General features: G+C 60.8%; 19 protein-coding genes. 11 read left to right on the top strand and 8 right to left on the bottom strand.

Going from position 1 to position 18,921, the window contains the following annotated elements; genetic code table 11:
* Nucleotide 1: 1 nt before the first annotated feature.
* Complete coding sequence (locus FBY01_RS18720) at nt 2-670, top strand: GntR family transcriptional regulator (protein WP_010458497.1); 669 nt, start codon at nt 2-4, stop codon at nt 668-670.
* Nucleotides 671-866: 196 nt separating this feature from the next.
* On the opposite strand, the gene FBY01_RS18725 is transcribed toward FBY01_RS18720, so the two are convergent.
* Both FBY01_RS18725 and FBY01_RS18730 read right to left on the bottom strand, forming a co-directional pair.
* Nucleotides 867-2,048 (bottom strand): acetyl-CoA C-acyltransferase family protein, encoded by a 1,182-nt coding sequence (locus tag FBY01_RS18725; protein WP_010458498.1) that lies wholly within the window; start codon nt 2,046-2,048, stop codon nt 867-869.
* The gene (locus tag FBY01_RS18730) at nt 2,045-2,827 is read right to left on the bottom strand and encodes an enoyl-CoA hydratase (protein WP_010458500.1); all 783 of its coding nucleotides are present in this window, start codon (nt 2,825-2,827) and stop codon (nt 2,045-2,047) included. The genes FBY01_RS18725 and FBY01_RS18730 overlap by 4 nt, the downstream gene beginning before the upstream one ends.
* Nucleotides 2,828-3,055: 228 nt before the next feature.
* Here FBY01_RS18730 and FBY01_RS18735 point away from each other — a divergent pair, with 228 nt between their 5' ends.
* From FBY01_RS18735 to FBY01_RS18745, 3 genes are read left to right on the top strand one after another with little or no spacing between them, the layout of a single operon-like run.
* Entirely contained in the window at nt 3,056-4,159 is a 1,104-nt protein-coding gene (locus FBY01_RS18735; RefSeq protein WP_010458502.1) for a polyamine ABC transporter substrate-binding protein, read from the top strand.
* A 31-nt stretch (nt 4,160-4,190) separates the two neighbouring features.
* Nucleotides 4,191-5,609 carry an aminotransferase gene (locus FBY01_RS18740; RefSeq protein WP_145308950.1) on the top strand — a complete coding sequence of 473 codons (1,419 nt, stop codon included), beginning with the start codon at nt 4,191-4,193 and terminating at the stop codon, nt 5,607-5,609.
* Nucleotides 5,610-5,662: 53 nt separating this feature from the next.
* On the top strand, nt 5,663-6,499 hold the full coding sequence (locus FBY01_RS18745; RefSeq protein WP_370654450.1) for a LuxR C-terminal-related transcriptional regulator: 837 nt from the start codon (nt 5,663-5,665) through the stop codon (nt 6,497-6,499).
* Between the two features lie 73 nt (nt 6,500-6,572).
* Here FBY01_RS18745 and FBY01_RS18750 read toward each other — a convergent pair whose 3' ends face one another.
* Nucleotides 6,573-6,875 carry a hypothetical protein gene (locus FBY01_RS18750; RefSeq protein WP_145308954.1) on the bottom strand — a complete coding sequence of 101 codons (303 nt, stop codon included), beginning with the start codon at nt 6,873-6,875 and terminating at the stop codon, nt 6,573-6,575.
* A gap of 89 nt (nt 6,876-6,964) precedes the next feature.
* Between FBY01_RS18750 and FBY01_RS18755 the strand changes: the two genes are divergently transcribed.
* From FBY01_RS18755 to FBY01_RS18775, 5 genes are all read left to right on the top strand, one after another.
* A complete protein-coding gene (locus FBY01_RS18755; protein ID WP_145308956.1) occupies nt 6,965-7,525 on the top strand; it encodes a hypothetical protein in 561 nt (186 codons plus the stop codon).
* A 412-nt stretch (nt 7,526-7,937) separates the two neighbouring features.
* On the top strand, nt 7,938-8,300 hold the full coding sequence (locus tag FBY01_RS18760) for a DUF6124 family protein (RefSeq protein ID WP_145308958.1): 363 nt from the start codon (nt 7,938-7,940) through the stop codon (nt 8,298-8,300).
* Nucleotides 8,301-8,548: 248 nt separating this feature from the next.
* Nucleotides 8,549-9,049 carry a sigma-70 family RNA polymerase sigma factor gene (locus FBY01_RS18765; protein ID WP_010458519.1) on the top strand — a complete coding sequence of 167 codons (501 nt, stop codon included), beginning with the start codon at nt 8,549-8,551 and terminating at the stop codon, nt 9,047-9,049.
* Nucleotides 9,050-9,089: 40 nt separating this feature from the next.
* Entirely contained in the window at nt 9,090-10,064 is a 975-nt protein-coding gene (locus FBY01_RS18770) for a FecR family protein (protein WP_145308961.1), read from the top strand.
* A 108-nt stretch (nt 10,065-10,172) separates the two neighbouring features.
* Nucleotides 10,173-12,596, top strand: coding sequence for a TonB-dependent receptor (locus FBY01_RS18775; RefSeq protein ID WP_102594638.1), 2,424 nt, complete (start codon nt 10,173-10,175; stop codon nt 12,594-12,596).
* A gap of 79 nt (nt 12,597-12,675) precedes the next feature.
* Here FBY01_RS18775 and FBY01_RS18780 read toward each other — a convergent pair whose 3' ends face one another.
* The 4 genes from FBY01_RS18780 to FBY01_RS18795 all read right to left on the bottom strand — a co-directional run bounded on the left by FBY01_RS18780 (nt 12,676) and on the right by FBY01_RS18795 (nt 15,653).
* The gene (locus FBY01_RS18780; protein WP_083374629.1) at nt 12,676-13,827 is read right to left on the bottom strand and encodes an MFS transporter; all 1,152 of its coding nucleotides are present in this window, start codon (nt 13,825-13,827) and stop codon (nt 12,676-12,678) included.
* Between the two features lie 235 nt (nt 13,828-14,062).
* Nucleotides 14,063-14,719 (bottom strand): carboxymuconolactone decarboxylase family protein, encoded by a 657-nt coding sequence (locus tag FBY01_RS18785; RefSeq protein WP_077748871.1) that lies wholly within the window; start codon nt 14,717-14,719, stop codon nt 14,063-14,065.
* Between the two features lie 33 nt (nt 14,720-14,752).
* Nucleotides 14,753-15,262: a carbohydrate-binding module family 20 domain-containing protein gene (locus FBY01_RS18790; RefSeq protein ID WP_178113273.1), complete on the bottom strand. Its 510-nt coding sequence runs from the start codon at nt 15,260-15,262 to the stop codon at nt 14,753-14,755.
* Nucleotides 15,263-15,374: 112 nt separating this feature from the next.
* Nucleotides 15,375-15,653: a hypothetical protein gene (locus tag FBY01_RS18795; protein WP_010458533.1), complete on the bottom strand. Its 279-nt coding sequence runs from the start codon at nt 15,651-15,653 to the stop codon at nt 15,375-15,377.
* A 91-nt stretch (nt 15,654-15,744) separates the two neighbouring features.
* Between FBY01_RS18795 and FBY01_RS18800 the strand changes: the two genes are divergently transcribed.
* Nucleotides 15,745-16,524 carry a helix-turn-helix domain-containing protein gene (locus tag FBY01_RS18800; protein WP_145308964.1) on the top strand — a complete coding sequence of 260 codons (780 nt, stop codon included), beginning with the start codon at nt 15,745-15,747 and terminating at the stop codon, nt 16,522-16,524.
* A 46-nt stretch (nt 16,525-16,570) separates the two neighbouring features.
* The gene (locus FBY01_RS18805; RefSeq protein WP_145308966.1) at nt 16,571-17,563 is read left to right on the top strand and encodes a diaminopimelate epimerase; all 993 of its coding nucleotides are present in this window, start codon (nt 16,571-16,573) and stop codon (nt 17,561-17,563) included.
* A 113-nt stretch (nt 17,564-17,676) separates the two neighbouring features.
* On the opposite strand, the gene codA is transcribed toward FBY01_RS18805, so the two are convergent.
* Nucleotides 17,677-18,921 (bottom strand): cytosine deaminase, encoded by a 1,245-nt coding sequence (gene codA / locus FBY01_RS18810; RefSeq protein ID WP_145308968.1) that lies wholly within the window; start codon nt 18,919-18,921, stop codon nt 17,677-17,679.

The raw sequence follows: 18,921 nt of genomic DNA on the forward strand, positions 1-18,921 counted from the left end.
CGTGCAGATTCAACCGCTGGAACAAGGCAACCTGTCCGCCCGCGCCTATTACGCCATTCGCGAAGGACTGATCGCCGGCAACTTCCGGCCCGGCGAGCGGCTGGTCATGCAAGACCTGGCCGACAAGCTTGGCACCAGCGTCACCCCAGTCCGCGAAGCCTGCCTGAGGCTGGTCAGCGAGCGCGGTCTCGAGTTGCGTTCGGGCCGTTTTGCCATGGTTCCGGAGCTGACCATGAGCCGGTATTTGGAGGTGCGCACGATCCGCATCGCACTGGAAGGCCTGGCCGCTGAGCTCGCCACGCGCAACGTTACGCCGCAGGACCTGACTCGGCTGGAAGAACTGCATGCCAGTTTTCAACAAGCCGACCAAGCCAACGACGGTCCGCAAGCAATGCATTTCAACCGTGAGTTCCACTTCACGGTCTACCGGTTGGCGGCAATGGACATGCTGACTGCCCAGATCGAAGGGTTGTGGGTTTCCATGGGGCCGATCCTCAATCTGTTTTACACCAAGGGGCATAACACCTACATCGGTGCCGACGAGCATCTGGTACTGATCGAAGCCCTGCGCGAGAAAAAGCCGGCCAAGGCGCGCAAGGCCATTGCTGAAGACATTATGCGCGGTGGTGTCAGCATCATCGGCTTCATTACCGAAAGCGAAGGCAAGTAATCCGAGATTGAAGTAGATAACCCACCAATTCCTCGATACGGACCTGGGGAATGTTGGCCGCACGGCACGGCGACGTGTTCTGGGAGTTAATCCAGGGCGTGGGAAAGGGGCGGGATTGATGGATTGCGACCAGTTGCCGAAGGAAATCATCAAGCAGCAGCGATGCCCGGCGTTGCACCGGACATCGCGCTAACACTCAAACTCGCTCAAAAATCGCCGCAATTCCCTGACCACCGCCAATGCACATGGTCACCAACGCATATCGTCCGTTGATGCGCTGCAGTTCGTGAATGGCTTTGGTGGCAATCATTGCGCCGGTCGCGCCCACTGGGTGACCGAGGGAAATACCCGAGCCATTCGGGTTGACCTTGGCCGGGTCTAGGTCCAGTTCCTGGCTGACCGCACAGGCCTGGGCGGCGAAGGCGATGTTGGCTTCGATCACGTCCATATCAGCCACGGTCAGGCCTGCGCGTTTGAGTGCCAGGCGCGTGGCGGGAATCGGGCCCAGGCCCATCAGTTCTGGCTCAACACCGGCGTGGGCATAGCTGACCAGGCGAGCGAGCGGGCGCAGGTTGTTGACCTGCACCGCGCTGCCGGTGGCCATGACCAGTGCCGCAGCGCCGTCGTTCAGGCCCGAGGCATTGCCGGCCGTGACTGAACCGTCCTTCTTGAACGCCGGCTTCATCTGCGCGAGTTGTTCCAGGGAAGTGGAACGCGGGTGTTCGTCGATGCTGAACAGCGTCGTTTCCTTGCGGCCACGGATTTCGACCGCTGCGATCTGCTCACTGAAGTAGCCATTGGCGATGGCGAACGCCGCGCGTTTTTGATCTTCCAGGGCTAGGGCGTCTTGCATGTCGCGGGTGATGCCGTTGCGCTCGGCGATGTTTTCGGCGGTGATGCCCATATGGATGCCATGGAACGGGTCGTGCAGGATGCCCAGCATGTAGTCGATGGCCTGGACGTTGCCCATGCGCGCGCCCCAACGGGCGGACGGCATCAGGTACGGGCCGCGGCTCATGGACTCGGCACCGGCGCCGATGGCAATCTCGGCGTCGCCCAGCAACAAGGTCTGGGCCGCGCTGATAATGGCTTGCAGGCCGGAACCGCAGAGGCGGTTGACGTTGTAGGCGGGGGTTTCCTTGGGGATACCGGCGTTCATCGCGGCGACCCGGGAAATGTACGCGTCGCGGGTCTCGGTCGGGATCACGTTGCCCATCACCAGATGGCCGATTTGCGCCGGGTCCACGCCGGAGCGCTCCAGGGCGGCCTTGACGGCCGTGGTCGCCAGATCGGCCAGCGGGACATCTTTGAGCGAGCCACCAAAGGAGCCGATGGCGGTGCGTGCGGCGCTGACAACAAATACGTCTGGGGTGTTCATGAAGGCTTTCCTGTAGATGGGTTCTTTTCAGTGCTGCGATTAACCAGTGCGTTCAACGCTGCCTGCGCTTCAGGGGTGGTCAGGCGCTTGATGAACAGCAAGTTCTCCTGGCGAATGGTGGCTTGCAGTTCCGGCATCGATGTCTGCTTGAGCAGTTGCCGGGTCTGACGCAGGGATTCCTGGGGGAGCGCCAGCAGGCGACGAGCCATGCGCTCGGCGGCCGCCAGGCACTGTGGCCCGTCGTCGAACAGTTCGTTGGCCAATCCGCACGCGACGGCGGCGGCACCGTCCAGGCTGTCGCCCCACAGCAGCAAGCGCGCCGCCCGGGCATGACCGAGCAGGCGCGGCAGCAGCAGGCTGGCGCCGAACTCCGGGCACAGGCCCAGGTTCACGAACGGCATGCGCAACCGGGCATTGCGCGTGACCAGCACCTGATCGCAATGCAGCAGCAGGGTGGTGCCGATGCCGATGGCCGCTCCGCAGACCGCCGCGATCAACGGTTTTTGCAGGTGGATCACCACGCGCATCAGGCGAAACGCCGGGCTATCCAGATCGGTCGGCGGATGCTGGAGAAAGTCCGCCAGGTCGTTGCCACTGGTAAAGCAGGTGTCGCCACCGGTGACAATGATCACGCCGATTTCAGCGTCTTCATCAGCGGCCAGCAACAGATCGGCCAGCTGCGTGTACATGCGATTATTCAGCGCGTTGAGCTTGTCGGGGCGGTCAAAGGTGAGCGTCAGTACACCTTCGTTTCGTTCTTGTTTGATCAGGTCGTTCATGTACGTGCCCTGGGTGATCGCTATGAACGGCACTCTAAGCGCGGGACCGGCGCCGGATCTATGACAAAACCAGTCAACGAAACTGCCGCTTTTTGCCATGTCGGCCGTCGCGAGCGCCACAAACCGGCTCACACACCCATTCGGGGTATGGCGCGGTTGGCTGAATCGACCAATAGTGGATTCATCCGCTCATCCAGATCGGAACTCGCTTGATAAGGTGAATTTGCTATGCGCAAGGCCTTCTTGGTGATGCTTGGTGCGTTGATTGTGCCGCTGTCGGCAGCCGTCCACGGCGCCGAAGTGGACGATAGCCACACGCTGCGGCTGTATAACTGGGCGGATTACATTGGCGAAAAAACCATTGCCGACTTTCAGAAAGCCACCGGCATCCGGGTGATCTACGACACCTTTGATGCCTATGAAACGGTTCAGGCCAAGTTACTCACCGGTCACTCCGGCTATGACCTGGTGGTGTTGAACGCTTCCCTCGCACCACCGCTGATCAAAGCCAAAGTGTTCCAGCCGCTCGACAAAAAGTTGCTGCCAGGCTGGGCCAACCTGGACCCGAAAGTCTTGCAGGACTTGCAGGGGTTCGATGCAGGCACGCTGTACTCGGCGCCCTATACCTGGGGCAGCAATGGCATCACGTACAACGTCGACAAAATCAAGGAGCGCATGCCGGACGCGCCGATTGGCTCGTTGGCGATGATCTTCGACCCCAAAATCGTCTCGCGCTTCGCCGATTGCGGCGTGACCCTGGTCGATGCGCCGACGGAAGTCATTCCCCTGGCCTTGAAGTACCTGGGACGCGACCCGCGAAGCGCCGCGCCGGAGGACCTCAAGGCCGCCCAGGATTTGCTGCTGTCGGTCAGGCCGTACATCCGCAAGTTCGACTCGGTCAACTACCTGACCAGCCTGCCCAATGGCGATGTGTGCATGGCCATGACCTGGTCCGGCGATTACGCGACCGCCATGGCTCGCGCCGAAGAAGCCAAACTGAAGATCAAGCTGGCCTATTTCATTCCCAAGGAAGGTTCGCTGATCTGGTTCGACAACCTGTACATCCCCGCCGATGCGCCCCACGTGGCCAACGCCCACACGTTCCTCGATTACTTGATGCAGCCACAAGTCATGGCCGACGTGACGGACTTCATTCACTACGCCAACAGCAATGCGGCGGCCACACCGTTAGTGCACGCCGATGTGCGCAATAACCCGGCGATTTATCCCGATGACGAAACCCGCCAGCGGTTGTTTCCGCAGAAAACCCAGGATGCAAAAGAGATGCGTGCCATGACCCGGGTCTGGAGCACGGTGAAGAGCGGGATTTGATCGTTTACCCATTTTGGTTTGAGGTTTTTGTATGGCTACTCCAACTCAGAAAATGCTGTCGAGCGTCGATAACGCCCATTTGCTCAAAGCCGATAAAGCCCACTACATGCACGGCTATCACATGTTCGACGAACACGCCGAGCAGGGCGCGCTGAACATTGTGGCCGGTGACGGCGCTTATATTTACGACACCCAGGGCAACCGCTTTCTCGATGCGGTGGGCGGCATGTGGTGCACGAACATTGGGTTGGGCCGAGAGGAAATGGCGCTGGCGATTGCCGACCAGGTCCGGCAACTGGCGTACTCGAACCCGTTTTCCGACATGTCGAATAACGTCGCCATCCAGTTATGCGAGAAACTCGCCAGCCTTGCCCCCGGTGACCTCGATCACGTGTTCCTGACCACCGGCGGATCCACTGCCGTGGACACCGCTTGCCGGTTGATTCAGTACTATCAGAACTGCCGTGGCAAATCGGAAAAGAAGCACGTCATCGCCCGTTTCAACGCGTATCACGGCTCGACCACACTGACCATGTCGATCGGCAACAAGGCCGCCGACCGTGTGCCGGAATTCGATTACGCCAACGACAAGATTCACCACGTCTCCAACCCAAATCCTTACCGGGCGCCGGATGGCATGGACGAGACGCAGTTTCTCGAGTTTCTGATCAAGGAGTTCGAAGACAAGATCCTGTCCATCGGCGCAGACAAGGTCGCGGGCTTTTTTGCCGAGCCGATCATGGGCTCCGGCGGCGTGATCATTCCGCCCAAGGGTTACCTGAAACGCATGTGGGAAGTCTGCCAGCGCTACGACATTCTGTTTGTCGCCGACGAGGTGGTGACGTCGTTCGGGCGCCTGGGCAAGTTCTTCGCCTCGTATGAGGTGTTCGATGTTCAGCCGGACATCATCACCACGGCCAAGGGGCTGACGTCGGCTTACTTGCCGTTGGGCGCGTGCATTTTTTCCGACCGTATCTGGAAAGTGATTGCCGAGCCCGGCAAGGGCCGTTGCTTCACCCACGGCTTCACCTACAGCGGCCACCCGGTCTGCTGCACGGCGGCACTGAAAAACATCGAGATCATCGAGCGCGAACACCTGCTGGAGCATGTCGACGTGGTCGGCGCGTATCTGGAACAGCGTCTGGCCACACTCAGCGACTTGCCGCTGGTGGGCGATGTGCGCTGTCAGAAGTTCATGGCCTGCGTGGAGTTCGTGGCCGATAAACGCACCAAGGCGTTGTTCGCCGACGAGATCAATATCGGCGAGATGATTCACTCCAGGGCGCAGGCCCGGGGGCTGCTGGTGCGGCCGATCATGCACCTCAATGTCATGTCGCCGCCGCTGATCCTGTCGTGCGCTCAAGTGGATGAAATCGTCGAGACCCTGCGGGTGTGCATTCTTGAAGTGGCGGGCGAACTTGAGCAGAACGGCCTGTATTTCGGCCAATGAGTTCGTCGAATCCGCGGTTATCAGGTGCCGGTTCACCCGCTAGACTGCGGGGCATGAGCAAACCAAACGATGACACATTGATCGCCTTGCCCTTCGGCGCCTTGCATAAATGGCACGGCGAAATGCGCCAGGCCTTCGCCCATATCGATGAGCCCGACGCGCTAAGCTTTTTGGCGTCGGCCTTCGGGCATCTGGTGGCTATCGAATCGGTGATGATCAGCCTGGAACACAAGGACCGCCCGCCACAATTGTTGTATCAGCGGGGCATCCCGGAAAAATACCGGGAGTCGATCATCGACCGCTATTTTTCCGGGGGCTACCTGCTCGACCCGTTTTGCCTGGCGGTGGAGCAGGGGCTGGCCGAAGGGTTTTATCACCTGGAGGACATTGCCCCGGACAACTTCTTCGACAGTGAGTACTACAAGACTTACTACTTGAAGGCCGGGAGTTCGGAGGACAGTTTTTACATTGTCGATACCGGCCATGACACCCAGGTGTCGGTGAGCCTGTTTCAAGGCTTCGGCGGGGAAAGTCTGCGGCTTGAACAGCTGAACCTGCTGCGGGCGGTTGAGCCGCTGGTGCGCGAATTCATCAGCGAGTTCAGCCGCCGGGGCTTGCAGCTCAGCGCCGTCAATGAGGGCGTGCGTGACGATCTCAAACAACGTGTGCAGTCTGCATTCGAGCAGTTCGGCTGCGACTTGCTGACCGAGCGCGAGCGGGAAGTGGCGCACATGGTGCTGCGGGGGCACTCGGTGAAATCCACGGCCAGCCAGATGAGCATCTCGCCGGAGACGGTGCGCATGCACCGCAAGAACCTTTATCTGAAGTTGAACATCGGTTCACAGTCGGAATTGTTTGCGCTGTTTATCGAGTGGCTGCGCAAGCACTGATCCAACCGCCAGCCGCTCCCACAAGGCATCACCATAGAAGTAGGTATGAGCAATTAACCGGGTCTTCGAACCACTACGGATCTGACTTTTTATCTACCTGGGGAGCCAAGGGGCTATCCAGCACCCAATGCATTTTCTGAAAGGCTTTGCGCTCGCGCGCGACCGCAGCGTCCCATTCATCCCCGAACGCCTTGCCCGAGCGGACCAGCTCCATGACGGCCGCCGTTGCGACGGTCAGTTCGAGGCGGGCCTGGCGCAGGTCTTCGTTGAACTTCTCAATCGTCATCCATGCACTCTGAAAGTCGTCGCAGCCGTTTGTATGGCCGGGAAGCAGATTTTTTCGGCCAGATTTGAGGGTCGATTGGTCGCAGGTCATCGAGGTTCAACTAGAATTTTAGACGTCGGAAGGCAGGTTGCAGCCGCGCTCAAACAACAAAAACAGTGCAAAACAAGGGGCATCCAACCTTGAAAATTTCAGCCCTCTGCGCTACCGGGAGCTTGTTGGTTTCGACTGCGGTGTCTGCCACCGGGATTATTCCTGTCCTCGACCTGGACTTCACACGACCGGCTGTCGAGACCCTGAAAAAAATCGGCATCAATGACGCGTGCATTATTGCCGCCTCCAACCCTGCAGCGTTCACCTACTGCCGGGAAGGGTCATCAACGCTCTGGAAATATCAGGCGCTGGATCTGGAACAACAGGCGTCGATCCTTAAAGGCGAACAGCGACCCGCCACGGATTTCGGGCGAATCACCGTGGTGGAAGTTGACAGTGCCGCCTGCCTGGAAGACACCCCTGCGCCTTTGATCAAGCCGGCTATCACTCGCGGGTTGGCCTTGGGCGTGATCTTGCTGTTTTTGTTGATCGGCTTTCGATACACCTACTGGGCGATCATGCCCCACCGCGATGACCACGAAGTGCTGTCGGACGCGTCCTTGCAACGATTGACCGGATACTTGCCGGTAAAGGCGCTGGGAGCGTTTGGTATTGCCGCTGCCGTGACGCTGGTTTACTGCTTCTGGTGACATCACCGGTAACAGCGTTCGTCCGACAACTCGGTCAACTGTGGGAGTGAGTCTGCTGCCTGTTTGGCGTACATGTTTAAAGGCGTTTAAGGTTACTTCCTGAAAGCTACAGCGCCTTGCGCCATTGCCTACGACTACGCCAGAATCCGCCGGCTTGTGCGCTTTGGACCCCCTCGGTAACTTGGTCCCCGTCACTGATTCCCAGTGATCGGGTTTAGTAGCCCGAAGGTTTGAAGGCTGCACAAGCGTCTGTCAGACAGGTGTTCCAATGCCTGTCCCTGATGGTGGCTGTGCGCAGGGCGCCCTCGGGCGCGCCGGCTTTGCCTTCTTTCCCCGGTCTACTAACCTGCGTACAGCCGCCACCCCTTGTATTAGTAGCGAGGTGTGGCTGCCCATTAAGGAAGAAAGGCATATGTGCAAAGTTACTCCAAAACCGCCAGACACTGATCCGGCATCCCCCTACGAATCACTCGATTCAAAGAAGCTCCACGAAGCCGCCGAACGCGCCCTCGACCATTACCTCAACCCCGCCGCCCTCAAAATCCCGGTCATTCGAAAACCGAGCACCATGTTCATGATTGCACCGGACATCAAAGACGAAGACCTGCTGGCGCACACCTGCGAATCACTGGCCTCGGCCAGCGTCATGACTGCTGATTTCGCGGCGTACCTGGAAGGCCCGCATCGGCATACGGCGCTGGGCATCCAGCAGATCATCATGCAAGCGGAACTGGCGGTGAACCGGATGATGGATAACGTCGACGTGCCCCAGTAAGCACCGCCCCTGTGGCGAGGGAGCTTGCTCCCGCTTGAGTGCGCAGCACTCACAAGATTTGCATGCATTGCGAAAATCTTGGGGCTGCTGCGCAACCCAGCGGGAGCAAGCTCCCTCGCCACAAAATCAATTCTGATTTGAAATGCTCCTTTGGGTGACTAACGGCAACCCCCCCCCAATGTGGAATCCATTGCTTCCCATTAATAGGAAGCATTACTATTCACGCCCCGTCTCCACAGCACACTGCAATGACCCCCAAGTTGCCCCGCAGACACGGCTTTTTCGAGCATTACGAAGAGTTGGTTGGCACCTGGACCCGTCGCCTGAGAAATCGTCAGCAGGCCGAGGACCTGGCGCACGACACCTTCGTGCGGGTGCTTGAGTCCGATTCGTCGGCGGTGGAACAACCTCGGGCCTATTTGCACCAGACCGCGCGCAATATCGCGGTGGATGGTTATCGGCGTGAGGATCGGCGGGGCGCCATGGAGTCGGAGGCGGTTGATCACAGTGGGTCTTCGTCCGGCGACCCGGAGCATTTCATGCAGGCGATCCAGTTGGCTGATTCCATCGAACGGGCGCTCTGCGAGCTGCCGGTCAACTGCCGAAAAGTCTTTGTCTGGCAGAAGATCGAAGGCCTGACCCAGGCGGAAATCGCCGAACGCCTGGGTCTGTCCAAGAACATGGTGGAAAAGTATATGATCCGCACCTTGCGGCATCTGCGCGACCGCCTCGACGGACTGCACCCATGATCGGCCGCGCTTTCTCATCCCCAGCCAAACAGGAACTTCCATGATGGATACTCGTGATTGTGCGTGCGGGCAAACAACGGTGCGCGACGATGCGGTGCGCTGGTTTGTGCGTTTGCAGGAACCGGCCGTGGACGTCGAAGCGTATCGGCGTTTCGAAGCCTGGCTGGCTGAACACCCCCAACATCGCGACGAATTCCAGGTGCTGCAGGGCTTGTGGACGGCCGCCGATCTGCTGCCCGCCAAGCGTCTGCAAGCCCTCTGCGAAACGCCGCCGGCACGTCGCAAGCGTCAGCCGCTGGTGCGTTATGCGGTGGCGGCCAGTGTGCTGGCCGTGGCGCTCGGCTTGGGGTTGTTCAGCGGGTTGAATCACCCGACGACCTACACGGCCGACTATTCCACTGCCTTGGGCGAGCGTCGTCATGTGGCGTTGCCCGACGGTTCGGTGATCGACCTGAACAGTCGCAGCCGCGTTCTGGTGCGTTATGAAAAGGACCGTCGCGGCATCGAACTGATGGAGGGCGAGGCCCTGTTCAGCGTCGAGCATGACAGCCGCCGGCCCTTCGTGGTCGAGGCGGGTAGCGGCAAGGTGACGGTCACCGGCACGCGTTTCGATGTGCGCCGCGAACTGACCGAAACCCGGGTGGCGGTGGAGCAGGGCACGGTCAAGGTTCAGGGGCAGGGACCTGATGTGATCAGCCTCACCGCCGGCCTCGGCACTCGTGTCGATGCCCAAGGCGTGGTTGCCGCCGCTTATGCGGTCAATCCGGCGGAACTGACCGCGTGGCGCAGCGGCAAACTGGTGTTCAACAACGCCAGCCTTGCCGATGTCGCCGCAGAAGTCTCGCGCTACCGCGAGAAGCCGCTGACGGTCGGCAACGACAAAGTGGGCAATCTGCGCCTGACCAGCGTGTTCAAAGCCGACAACACCGACGCGCTGCTCAAGGCCTTGCCGAGCATCCTTCCGGTGGCCGTGCGGACCCTCGATGACGGCAGTCAGGAAATAATTTCCAATTAATTTCCAAACCGATTCAGGTTTTTTTTGAGTTCTTCGTCTTCTTGTCCAACTGCAACTGGTTTGCATTAACAGCCGCACACTCTTGCGATCTACAGGACAATGTTCGACGTGAAGAAAACCACCGCTAAAAACAATAAGTCACCTTGGCTGCGGCTTGCGCTCGCGCTGGCCGTCAGTGCCGCGCTTCCCCAGGCATTTGCCGCCGACGGCATTCATATTCCCGCGCAACCGTTGGGCCAGGCCTTGAGTGAGCTGGGTCAGCAAACGTCGTTGCAGGTTTTCTTCAGTCCTGAGCTGGTGGCCGGCAAACAGGCCCCCGCCGTCGACGGCGACCTCTCGCCGGAACAGGCCTTGCGCCAATTGCTGCAAGGCAGCGGCCTGCAATACCAGATCGATCAAGGCTCGGTGACCCTGATGCCGGCGCCGACTTCCGCAACGGCCGGCCCGATCGAGCTGGGCATGACCGACATCAAAGTGGTCGGCGACTGGCTCGGCGATGCCGACGCTGCGGTGGTGCAGAACCATCCCGGCGCACGTACCGTGATCCGCCGCGAAGCGATGGTCGAGCAGGGCGCCATGAACGTTGGCGACGTATTGAAGCGCGTGCCCGGCGTGCAAGTGCAGGACGCCAACGGCACCGGCGGCAGCGACATTTCCCTGAACGTCGGCGTGCGCGGCCTGACCTCGCGCCTGTCGCCACGCTCCACCGTGCTGATCGACGGCATACCGGCAGCCTTCGCGCCCTACGGCCAGCCGCAACTGTCCATGGCGCCGATTTCCTCCGGCAACCTCGACAGCATCGACGTGGTGCGCGGCGCCGGTTCCGTGCGTTATGGACCGCAGAACGTCGGTGGCGTGATCAACTTCGTGACGCGCGCGATCCCGGAAAAAGCCACCGGCGAAATCGGCACCACCCTGGAAACGTCCCGGCACGGCGGCTGGAAGCACATCGACACCGCATTCCTCGGCGGCACCGCCGACAATGGCATCGGCATGGCGCTGTTGTATTCCGGCGTGAACGGCAACGGTTACCGCGAGCGCAACAACGGCAATGACATCGACGACGTGATGCTCAAGACGCACTGGGCGCCCACCGATGTCGACGATTTCAGCCTCAACTTTCACTACTACGACGCCAGCGCCGACATGCCCGGCGGCCTGACCCAGGCACAGTACGACGCCAATCCGTTTCAGTCCGACCGCAATAACGACAACTTCAGCGGGCGCCGCAAGGATGTCTCGTTCAAGTGGACGCGGCAGCTCGATGATCGCACTCAGGCCGAAGTGCTGACGTACTACACCGACAGCTTCCGTGGCAGCAATATTGCGGCTCGCAATCAGCAAACCCTGGGCTCGTTCCCGCGCACGTATTACACCTTCGGTATAGAACCGCGGGTGTCCCGTGTGTTCGACGTCGGCCCGACCACCCAGGAAGTCAGTGTCGGTTATCGCTACCTCAAGGAGGGCATGCACGAGCAGGCGAGCCGCCTGGCGCTGGTCAACAACGAGCCAGTGATTCGTCCTGGTTCGGACGGCCATGTGTACCAGGATCGTACCGGCGGCACTGAAGCCAACTCGGTGTACGTCGACAACAAAATCGACGTCGGTAACTGGACGATTACGCCCGGCATCCGCTTCGAACACATCAGCACCGACTGGCACGACCGCGCCGTGCTCGACACCGCCGGCAGACGTGTACCGGAGAAAAACCGCAGCATCGAAAGCAACGAGCCACTGCCTGCCCTGAGCGTGATGTATCACCTGTCGGAGGAGTGGAAGCTGTTCGCCAACTACGAAACCTCGTTCGGCAGCCTGCAGTATTTCCAGCTGGGTCAGGGTGGCACGGGGGATGAACCCGCCAATGGCCTGGAGCCGGAAAAGGCCAAGACTTATGAAGTCGGCACGCGCTACAACAATGAGGTGTGGGGCGGTGAGTTGACGGCGTTCTACATCGACTTCGATAAAGAGTTGCAATACATCAGTAATGACGCGGGCTGGACCAACCTCGGCGCGACCACGCACCAGGGCATCGAGGCGTCGGTGCACTACAACATGGCGGCACTGGACCCACGGCTCGACGGCCTGACCGCCAACGCCGGGTTCACTTACACCCGCGCCGTGTATGAAGGTGAAATTCCAGGCTTCAAGGGCCGTGACCTGCCGTTCTATTCGCGCCAGGTGGCGACCGCCGGCCTGCGTTACGACATCAACCGCTGGACCTACAACCTCGACGCGTTTGCCCAGTCCAAGCAGCGCTCACCGGGCGTTGCGGTGAACGCCGATGGCAGCTTCACCAACAACTACATCACCGAAGGCTCTGCTGATGGTCAGTACGGCGACATTCCGGGCTACGTAACCTGGAACGTGCGCGGTGGGTATGACTTCGGCGCGCAGTTGTCGAATCTGAAGCTCGGGGCCGGGGTAAAAAACATCTTCGACAAGCAGTACTTCACCCGCTCCAGCGACAACAACTCGGGGATGTACGTCGGTGCACCACGCACGTTCTTTGTGCAGGCCAGCGTCGGGTTCTGATAACCCGAGTCGCCTTCATTCGCGGGCAAGCCTCGCTCCTACAGGGACCACCGAACCTGTAGGAGCGAGGCTTGAGCTTTCAAACCTTCAACACTTTCCCGCCAATGGCTACCGCCACCAGCAACACCGCCATCAACCCGAAGGCAAAACTCAAGCTGCTGCCATGGGCGATAAAGCCGATCACTGCCGGGCCCGCGAGAATTCCTGCGTAGCCCAATGTGGTAATGGCCGGCACTGCAATGTGCTCAGGCATGACCGTCTGTTTCCCGACCGCGGTGTACAGCACCGGCACGATGTTCGAGCAGCCCGCACCCAATAACGCATACCCGACCAGTGCCGCCTCCCAGGCCGGCGCAAACGTCGCCAATGCCAAACCCGCCGCCGCCATCAGGCCGCCGAACACCATCACCCGCGTCGCGCCCAGGCGTCGGACAATCCGGTCCCCGGTCAGCCGTCCGGCGGTCATGGTCAGCGCAAACGCGGCGTAACCGAGCCCCGCATACGCCGTGTCAATCCCGCGTTCCTGCGCCAGGAACACCGCGCTCCAGTCGAGCGCCGCGCCTTCGGCCAGGAACACGATGAAACACATGCCGCCAATAAACAGCACGATGCCATGGGGCACGGCAAACGCCGGTCCCGAGCTTTCGCTGCCGTAAGGCAACAGGTGCGGCGCGGCTTTGAGCAAGGCCAGCACCAGAACCACGATCACCACCGCCATCGCCCCCAACGGCGACAGACCCAAGCCGAGCAGGGCGCTGACACCTGCCGCGCCGACAATCCCGCCGAGGCTGAACATCCCGTGAAACCCCGACATCATGTTCTTGCCGCTGGCCCGCTCGACGATCACCGCTTGCAGGTTCACCGTCGAGTCCACCGTGCCCAGGCCCGCGCCGAACATGAACAGCGTGGCGATCAATGCCGGTATTGACGACACGGTGGCCAGCAACGGCAACGCCGCGCAAATCAACAACGTCCCTCCGGTTGCCACCCGACGGCAGCCGAAACGCGTGGCGAGCAGGCCAGCTATCGGCATCGCCAGAATCGAGCCCACCCCCAGGCACAACAGCAACAACCCGAGCGTCCCTTCGTCGAGCCCGGCCCGTGCCTTGGCATAAGGTACCAGCGGCGCCCAGGCGGCGATGCCAAGACCGGCAATGAAAAAGGCGATGCGGGTGGACATCTGCTCCAGGCGTCCGGGAACAAATGAGGCTTGGGTATTGAGGCTGGTCATATCGATCCTTGGCAAAAAAACGTCGCATTCCCAAAGGGACAGTGACTGACCCATAGGGTTCGGTCAGCGTCCACAGCGGTTTGCGGTCAGGCAGGGCGACATCCTTGCATAGCCTGGCCCTCTGTCGCGAGCGCAGGCCGCGAGTTAATCGCCTGTGCAGGCGACAACGTGTGGATGCTGAAGGTTTGCAGCGATATTTTCCGACGCACTGGCTGTGGTCACGAACGGTTGTCGATCAACGAGCAATAAAACGTGTCACCGAGACGATCTGCGTTCCTTGCACTTGAATGTGCAAGAGCGCGGCAGGAAGGGAGGGCTCGTCGTCGAAACATTCAACAATGACGGTGCTGGCCGTTGTCGCCTGGATCGAAAGGCGCAGCGAGCGGCGTAACAGGCGTTTGATCGCAGCACTCAGGGGGACGGCTGATTTGCCATTGCGTACTTGCTCACAAAACGCCAGCGCTACCTCGCGCGGTGTGGGGGGAGGCGGCGAAACAATTGCGGCTTCGTCAAACAGTCGATTGAGCTGATCGGCCGCAGCCACCGCTCTCGGAAAACCGGCGAAAGCTGAAGCCTGCAGCAATATCCCCGTCAGTTCTGCCGGTGCGAGCCCCGAGGCCAGCCCTGTCTTGAAATGCACACTCAACGGTGGCCCGACCATGCCCGCCGCGACAATCGCAGCAAACGACACCGCTTCACGCAGACGAGGATCCAAGTCAGAACGGTCATGCAAATAACCGTAAACAACACCCACCGCCAGTTCGCCCAGGGCCGGGACCGTTCTGAACAGTGCTTCCAGGCGAGTTGCGCCGTCAGGAACCAGGTCGATGAAGGATTTCCGGCCCTCGCTGTATAGCGTTTCCATGGGAGAGATCGGGTATCGGCTGCTCATGTCGCGCCCTCTTTTCAGACCTGCAACGCCAATCTAGAAGGTGCCTCTTGTCTCGCTCTCGGTGCCGCTGGTGTAGCTGACGTTTGGTCCTGGCTGCCAACGCACTGCGTGCGACGCGTCGTTATTGCGCTCGATGCATTTCCACAGGATGTCCTGATCCGCCGGCACATCAATCGAACCGTTCCATTGGTTCTGCGCAGGCCTGTGGGCCAATGCCACGGCATGACGAGGATCCCAGGCCCCCAGTTCCAGCGATGAGCCCACGGCATAATCGTCGCGCAGCGTGATGAATTCGGCGTTGAAGGTTTCGAACACGCGCGGGTTGTCGGTCTTTAGATCGGCGTTGCCATCGAGGAAGGTATCGCCCTTATCGCAGGCGCCACAATCATGGCGGCATTCGCTCCGGCCTCTGAGGAACAGCGGTTCATTGCGATTGTTTTCGGCCATGTGGTTGGGTACGACGTCGTAGACCAATTTAACGCCTGCAGTTACTCCGCCGAGTACCAGGGCAATGAGCAGGGACACTAGGGAAGCCCGTTTCATGACCTTCCTCCGAACGTGCATCAGGAGCTTCACTCTGGCCCGGGGGCGAAGGCTTGTCTGCTGTCATAACTGACAGATCTGGCAGACTTGTTCGCAATAAGTGTCGAGGGATTTATAACTGAGTGACTGGAGGAACGCCCGGCTCTTGCTCACACAACGCCCGAACCAGTGGGTCGCGCACCTGCATCAGTTCGAACAGGCCCAGGGCACGTAGCGCCGGCAACGCCTGGAGAATGTCTTGCGTGGCGGCCGTGCGTTGATCCTCCGGTGTCTGGGGATCGATCAGCATCCGGGCATTGATCAGAAAGGCCCCGACCGTGCCTTTGCGCACGACAGTTCCATTGAATTGGCTTTGGTTCAGATCGTCGGGAAGCAGGTCTTCGGCGCGCATGGTTGAGACTCCGGTGAATGAGTGCCCAGACTAATCCGTTGCTCATGGCTAAACTGCGCTATCCGGGTCATTCGATAACGTGAAACTGCCAATGGCTGAACCGCTGATATCTATTGAACAGGCGCAATCCAACGCAGGGCCGCTGGTGATTGCCTCGGTCCTGGACAGTCCCATTGAGCGCACCAGCGCTCCCCACCGGCATGCGCGCGGGCAACTGTTGGGCGCGCGGCGCGGGCTGTTGACGGTGGAGGCGGCAGATCATCACTGGGTGGTGCCGGCGACCCATGCGGTGTGGATTCCACCCGACTGTGTGCATGGCTTGCGCTCCCACGGCCCCTTCCATGGCTGGAGTGTCTACGTGGTCGCGCCGGCCTGTGTCGTATTGCCCGGACAACCCTGCATCATTGCGACTTCGGGTTTGCTTTGTGAGGCCGTCGACCGGGCGGCGACCTGGAGCGAGGGACCGCTGGATCAGCGACAGGAGCGGATCGCTCAATTGATTGTGGATGAGGTCGCCGCGCTGCCCGCCGAGCCCTTCGGTCTGAAGCTGCCGCTCGACCCGCGTCTGCGGCGGATCAGTCAGGCGCTGGCCGACGACCTCGCCGACAACCGTTCGCTCACCGAGTGGGCGCAATGGGCCGGTTTGTCCGCCCGGACCCTGGCCCGGCGCTTCGTCGATGAAACAGGCTTCAGCTTCAGCCAATGGCGCCAGCGCGCACGCTTGCTGCGAGCGCTGGAGTTACTCGCCGCCGACGTACCGGTGACCACCATCGCCCTGGAACTGGGCTACGACAATGTCAGCGCGTTCATTGCGATGTTCCGGCGAACGTTTGGCGTGACGCCGGGGCGGTATTTCATCGCAGGCCGTTGACGCCTACAGTACGGGCTCTTTTCAAGCTGACTTTCAGGACTGATCCATGACGCCGTTCTACGATGCTCGAGGCAATATCTACGCGGTGCTGACGCCCGACGAGGTGCGCGGTCGCGGTATCGATTTGCCGGACCAGGCTCGCGACGCCGCGCAGATCCGCGAGCACTGGGCATCGGCCGCTATCGAGGCATTCTGCAGTTGGGCGCCCGGTTCACAGCCATCGGGCAGCAAAGACCATCGCTGCGACGGGCTGTTGGTGGGGCCGTTTCAATCCTCGCCACCCTTTGATCTGTTGATCGTCAATACCGACGGCACCCTGGCCGAGCGCAGTGGCAATGGGCTGACGATTTTTTCCCAGGCGCTCAGCGAGCAAGGATTGATGCCCGAGGACCAGGCGTGCCTGCTGCGGGTTCATCACGACAAACGCGATGCGGTTTCGCCGGTGGAAACCACTGTGGACGCCGCTGAGGTCGACGGTGTTCAAGGGTTCTGGCTGGATTTGGGCAAGCCTTCGTTCGGGCCGCAAGCGGTGGGTGCGCGCGAGGCTGAACGCGTGACGCTGAACGAGCGCGAAGTCAGCCATGTGCAGCCGTTGTCGGCGCTTGATCCTGCCTGGAACCGCAGCCAGTTTGTGCGCATCGGCAATCCCCATTGCGTGACGCTGCTGACGAATGCCGACGCGTTGCCCAGCAATGAGCAGATGCGAGAATCGCCCTTGGCCCAAGGCTTGATGCGTATCGCCTATGCCGCGCCGACCGGGGCTGGGCAGCCGTTTCCGGCGGGGGTGAATTTGCAATGGGCGATGCTTGAGTCAGAGGGGAGAGTGGTGGCGCGGGTGTTTGAGCGCGGGGAAGGGCCGACGGCGTCGTCAGGCACCAGCGCCAGTGCGGTGGCGTGTGCGGCGTGGCGGGTGGGTTGGGTGACGGCGGGTGAAGTGAAAGTCGTCATGCCGGGCGGCACGGCGCCGGTTTTGTTGGAAGAGTCGGAGGGGAAATTGAGTCGGGTCAGGCTGTTTGGCACGGCGCGGTTGATGGGTTGATTATTAGATAGCCATCGCGAGCAGGCTCACTCCCACAGGGGGTTTATGATCGGCTCGCCCCCCCCTGTGGGAGCGAGCCTGCTCGCGAAGAGGCCCGCCCAATCAGCGAAATTTCAGAGCTGATCCGCCCATTCCACCACCGGCATCGTCCGCTTCATCAACACCTTGCCATCGCGCACCGAATACAACGGCAACCCCTGGCTGCGAATCACCTCGTAGTCACTGTCCGCCGACAGAATCAGCAAATTCGCCGGCCGTCCGGCCTCCAGCCCATAACGGTCCCCAAGGTTCATGGCCTTGGCGCTGTTGTCGGTGACCAGGTCCAGCGCACTTTGCAGGTTGCGATACCCCAGCATGTGGCAGATATGCAGCCCCGCTTCCAGCACCCGCAGAATGTTGCCGTTGCCCAGCGGATACCACGGGTCAACGATCGAATCCTGGCCAAAGCACACGTTCATCCCCGCTTCCAGCAACTCATTGACCCGGGTCACGCCACGGCGTTTCGGGAAGGTGTCGAAGCGCCCTTGCAGGTGAATGCTTTCGGTGGGGCAGGAGACGAAACTGATCCCTGAATGCCCGAGCAGACGGAAGAGTTTGGCGCAGTACGCGTTGTCGTAAGAGCCCATGGCCGTGGTGTGGCTGGCGGTCACCCGCGAACCCATGCCACGGCTGCGGGCTTCTTCGGCCAGCACTTCCAGAAACCGTGAATGCGGGTCGTCGGTTTCGTCGCAATGCACGTCCACCAGGCAGCCGGTGCGCTCGGCGAGGTCCATCAGAAACTTCACTGAGCTGACGCCCTGATCGCGGGTGTATTCGAAATGCGGAATGCCCCCCACCACATCGGCGCCCATACGGATCGCTTCTTCCATCAGCTCCCGGCCGTTGCGGTAGGACTCGATGCCTTCCTGCGGGAACGCGACGATTTGCAGGTCGATCAGGTGCCGGCTTTCCTCGCGCACTTCAAGCATTGCCTTGAGCGCAGTCAGTTGCGGGTCGGTGACGTCGACGTGGGTGCGCACATGCTGGATGCCGTGGGCAGCGAGGGTCTGGATGGTTTTCTTGGCGCGGGCCTTGGTGTCTTCCTCGGTGATGGTCACCTTGCGTTCGCCCCAGCACTCGATGCCCTCGAACAGCGTGCCACTCATGTTCCAGCGTGGCTCGCCAGCGGTGAGGGTGGCGTCGAGGTGAATGTGCGGCTCGACAAAGGGCGGCACCACCAGGTTGCCGCCGGCGTCGAGGTCGTCGGGCCCCAGGGTGGGGGCTTCGGTCTGACGGGCGATGGTGCGGATCAGGCCGTTTTCCAGGTGCAACTCATGCAGGCCTTCTTGGTTGCGCAGGCGGGCGTTGATGATGTGCAT

The organism is Pseudomonas sp. SJZ077, from assembly GCF_007993905.1.
Taxonomy (GTDB): domain Bacteria; phylum Pseudomonadota; class Gammaproteobacteria; order Pseudomonadales; family Pseudomonadaceae; genus Aquipseudomonas; species Aquipseudomonas mandelii.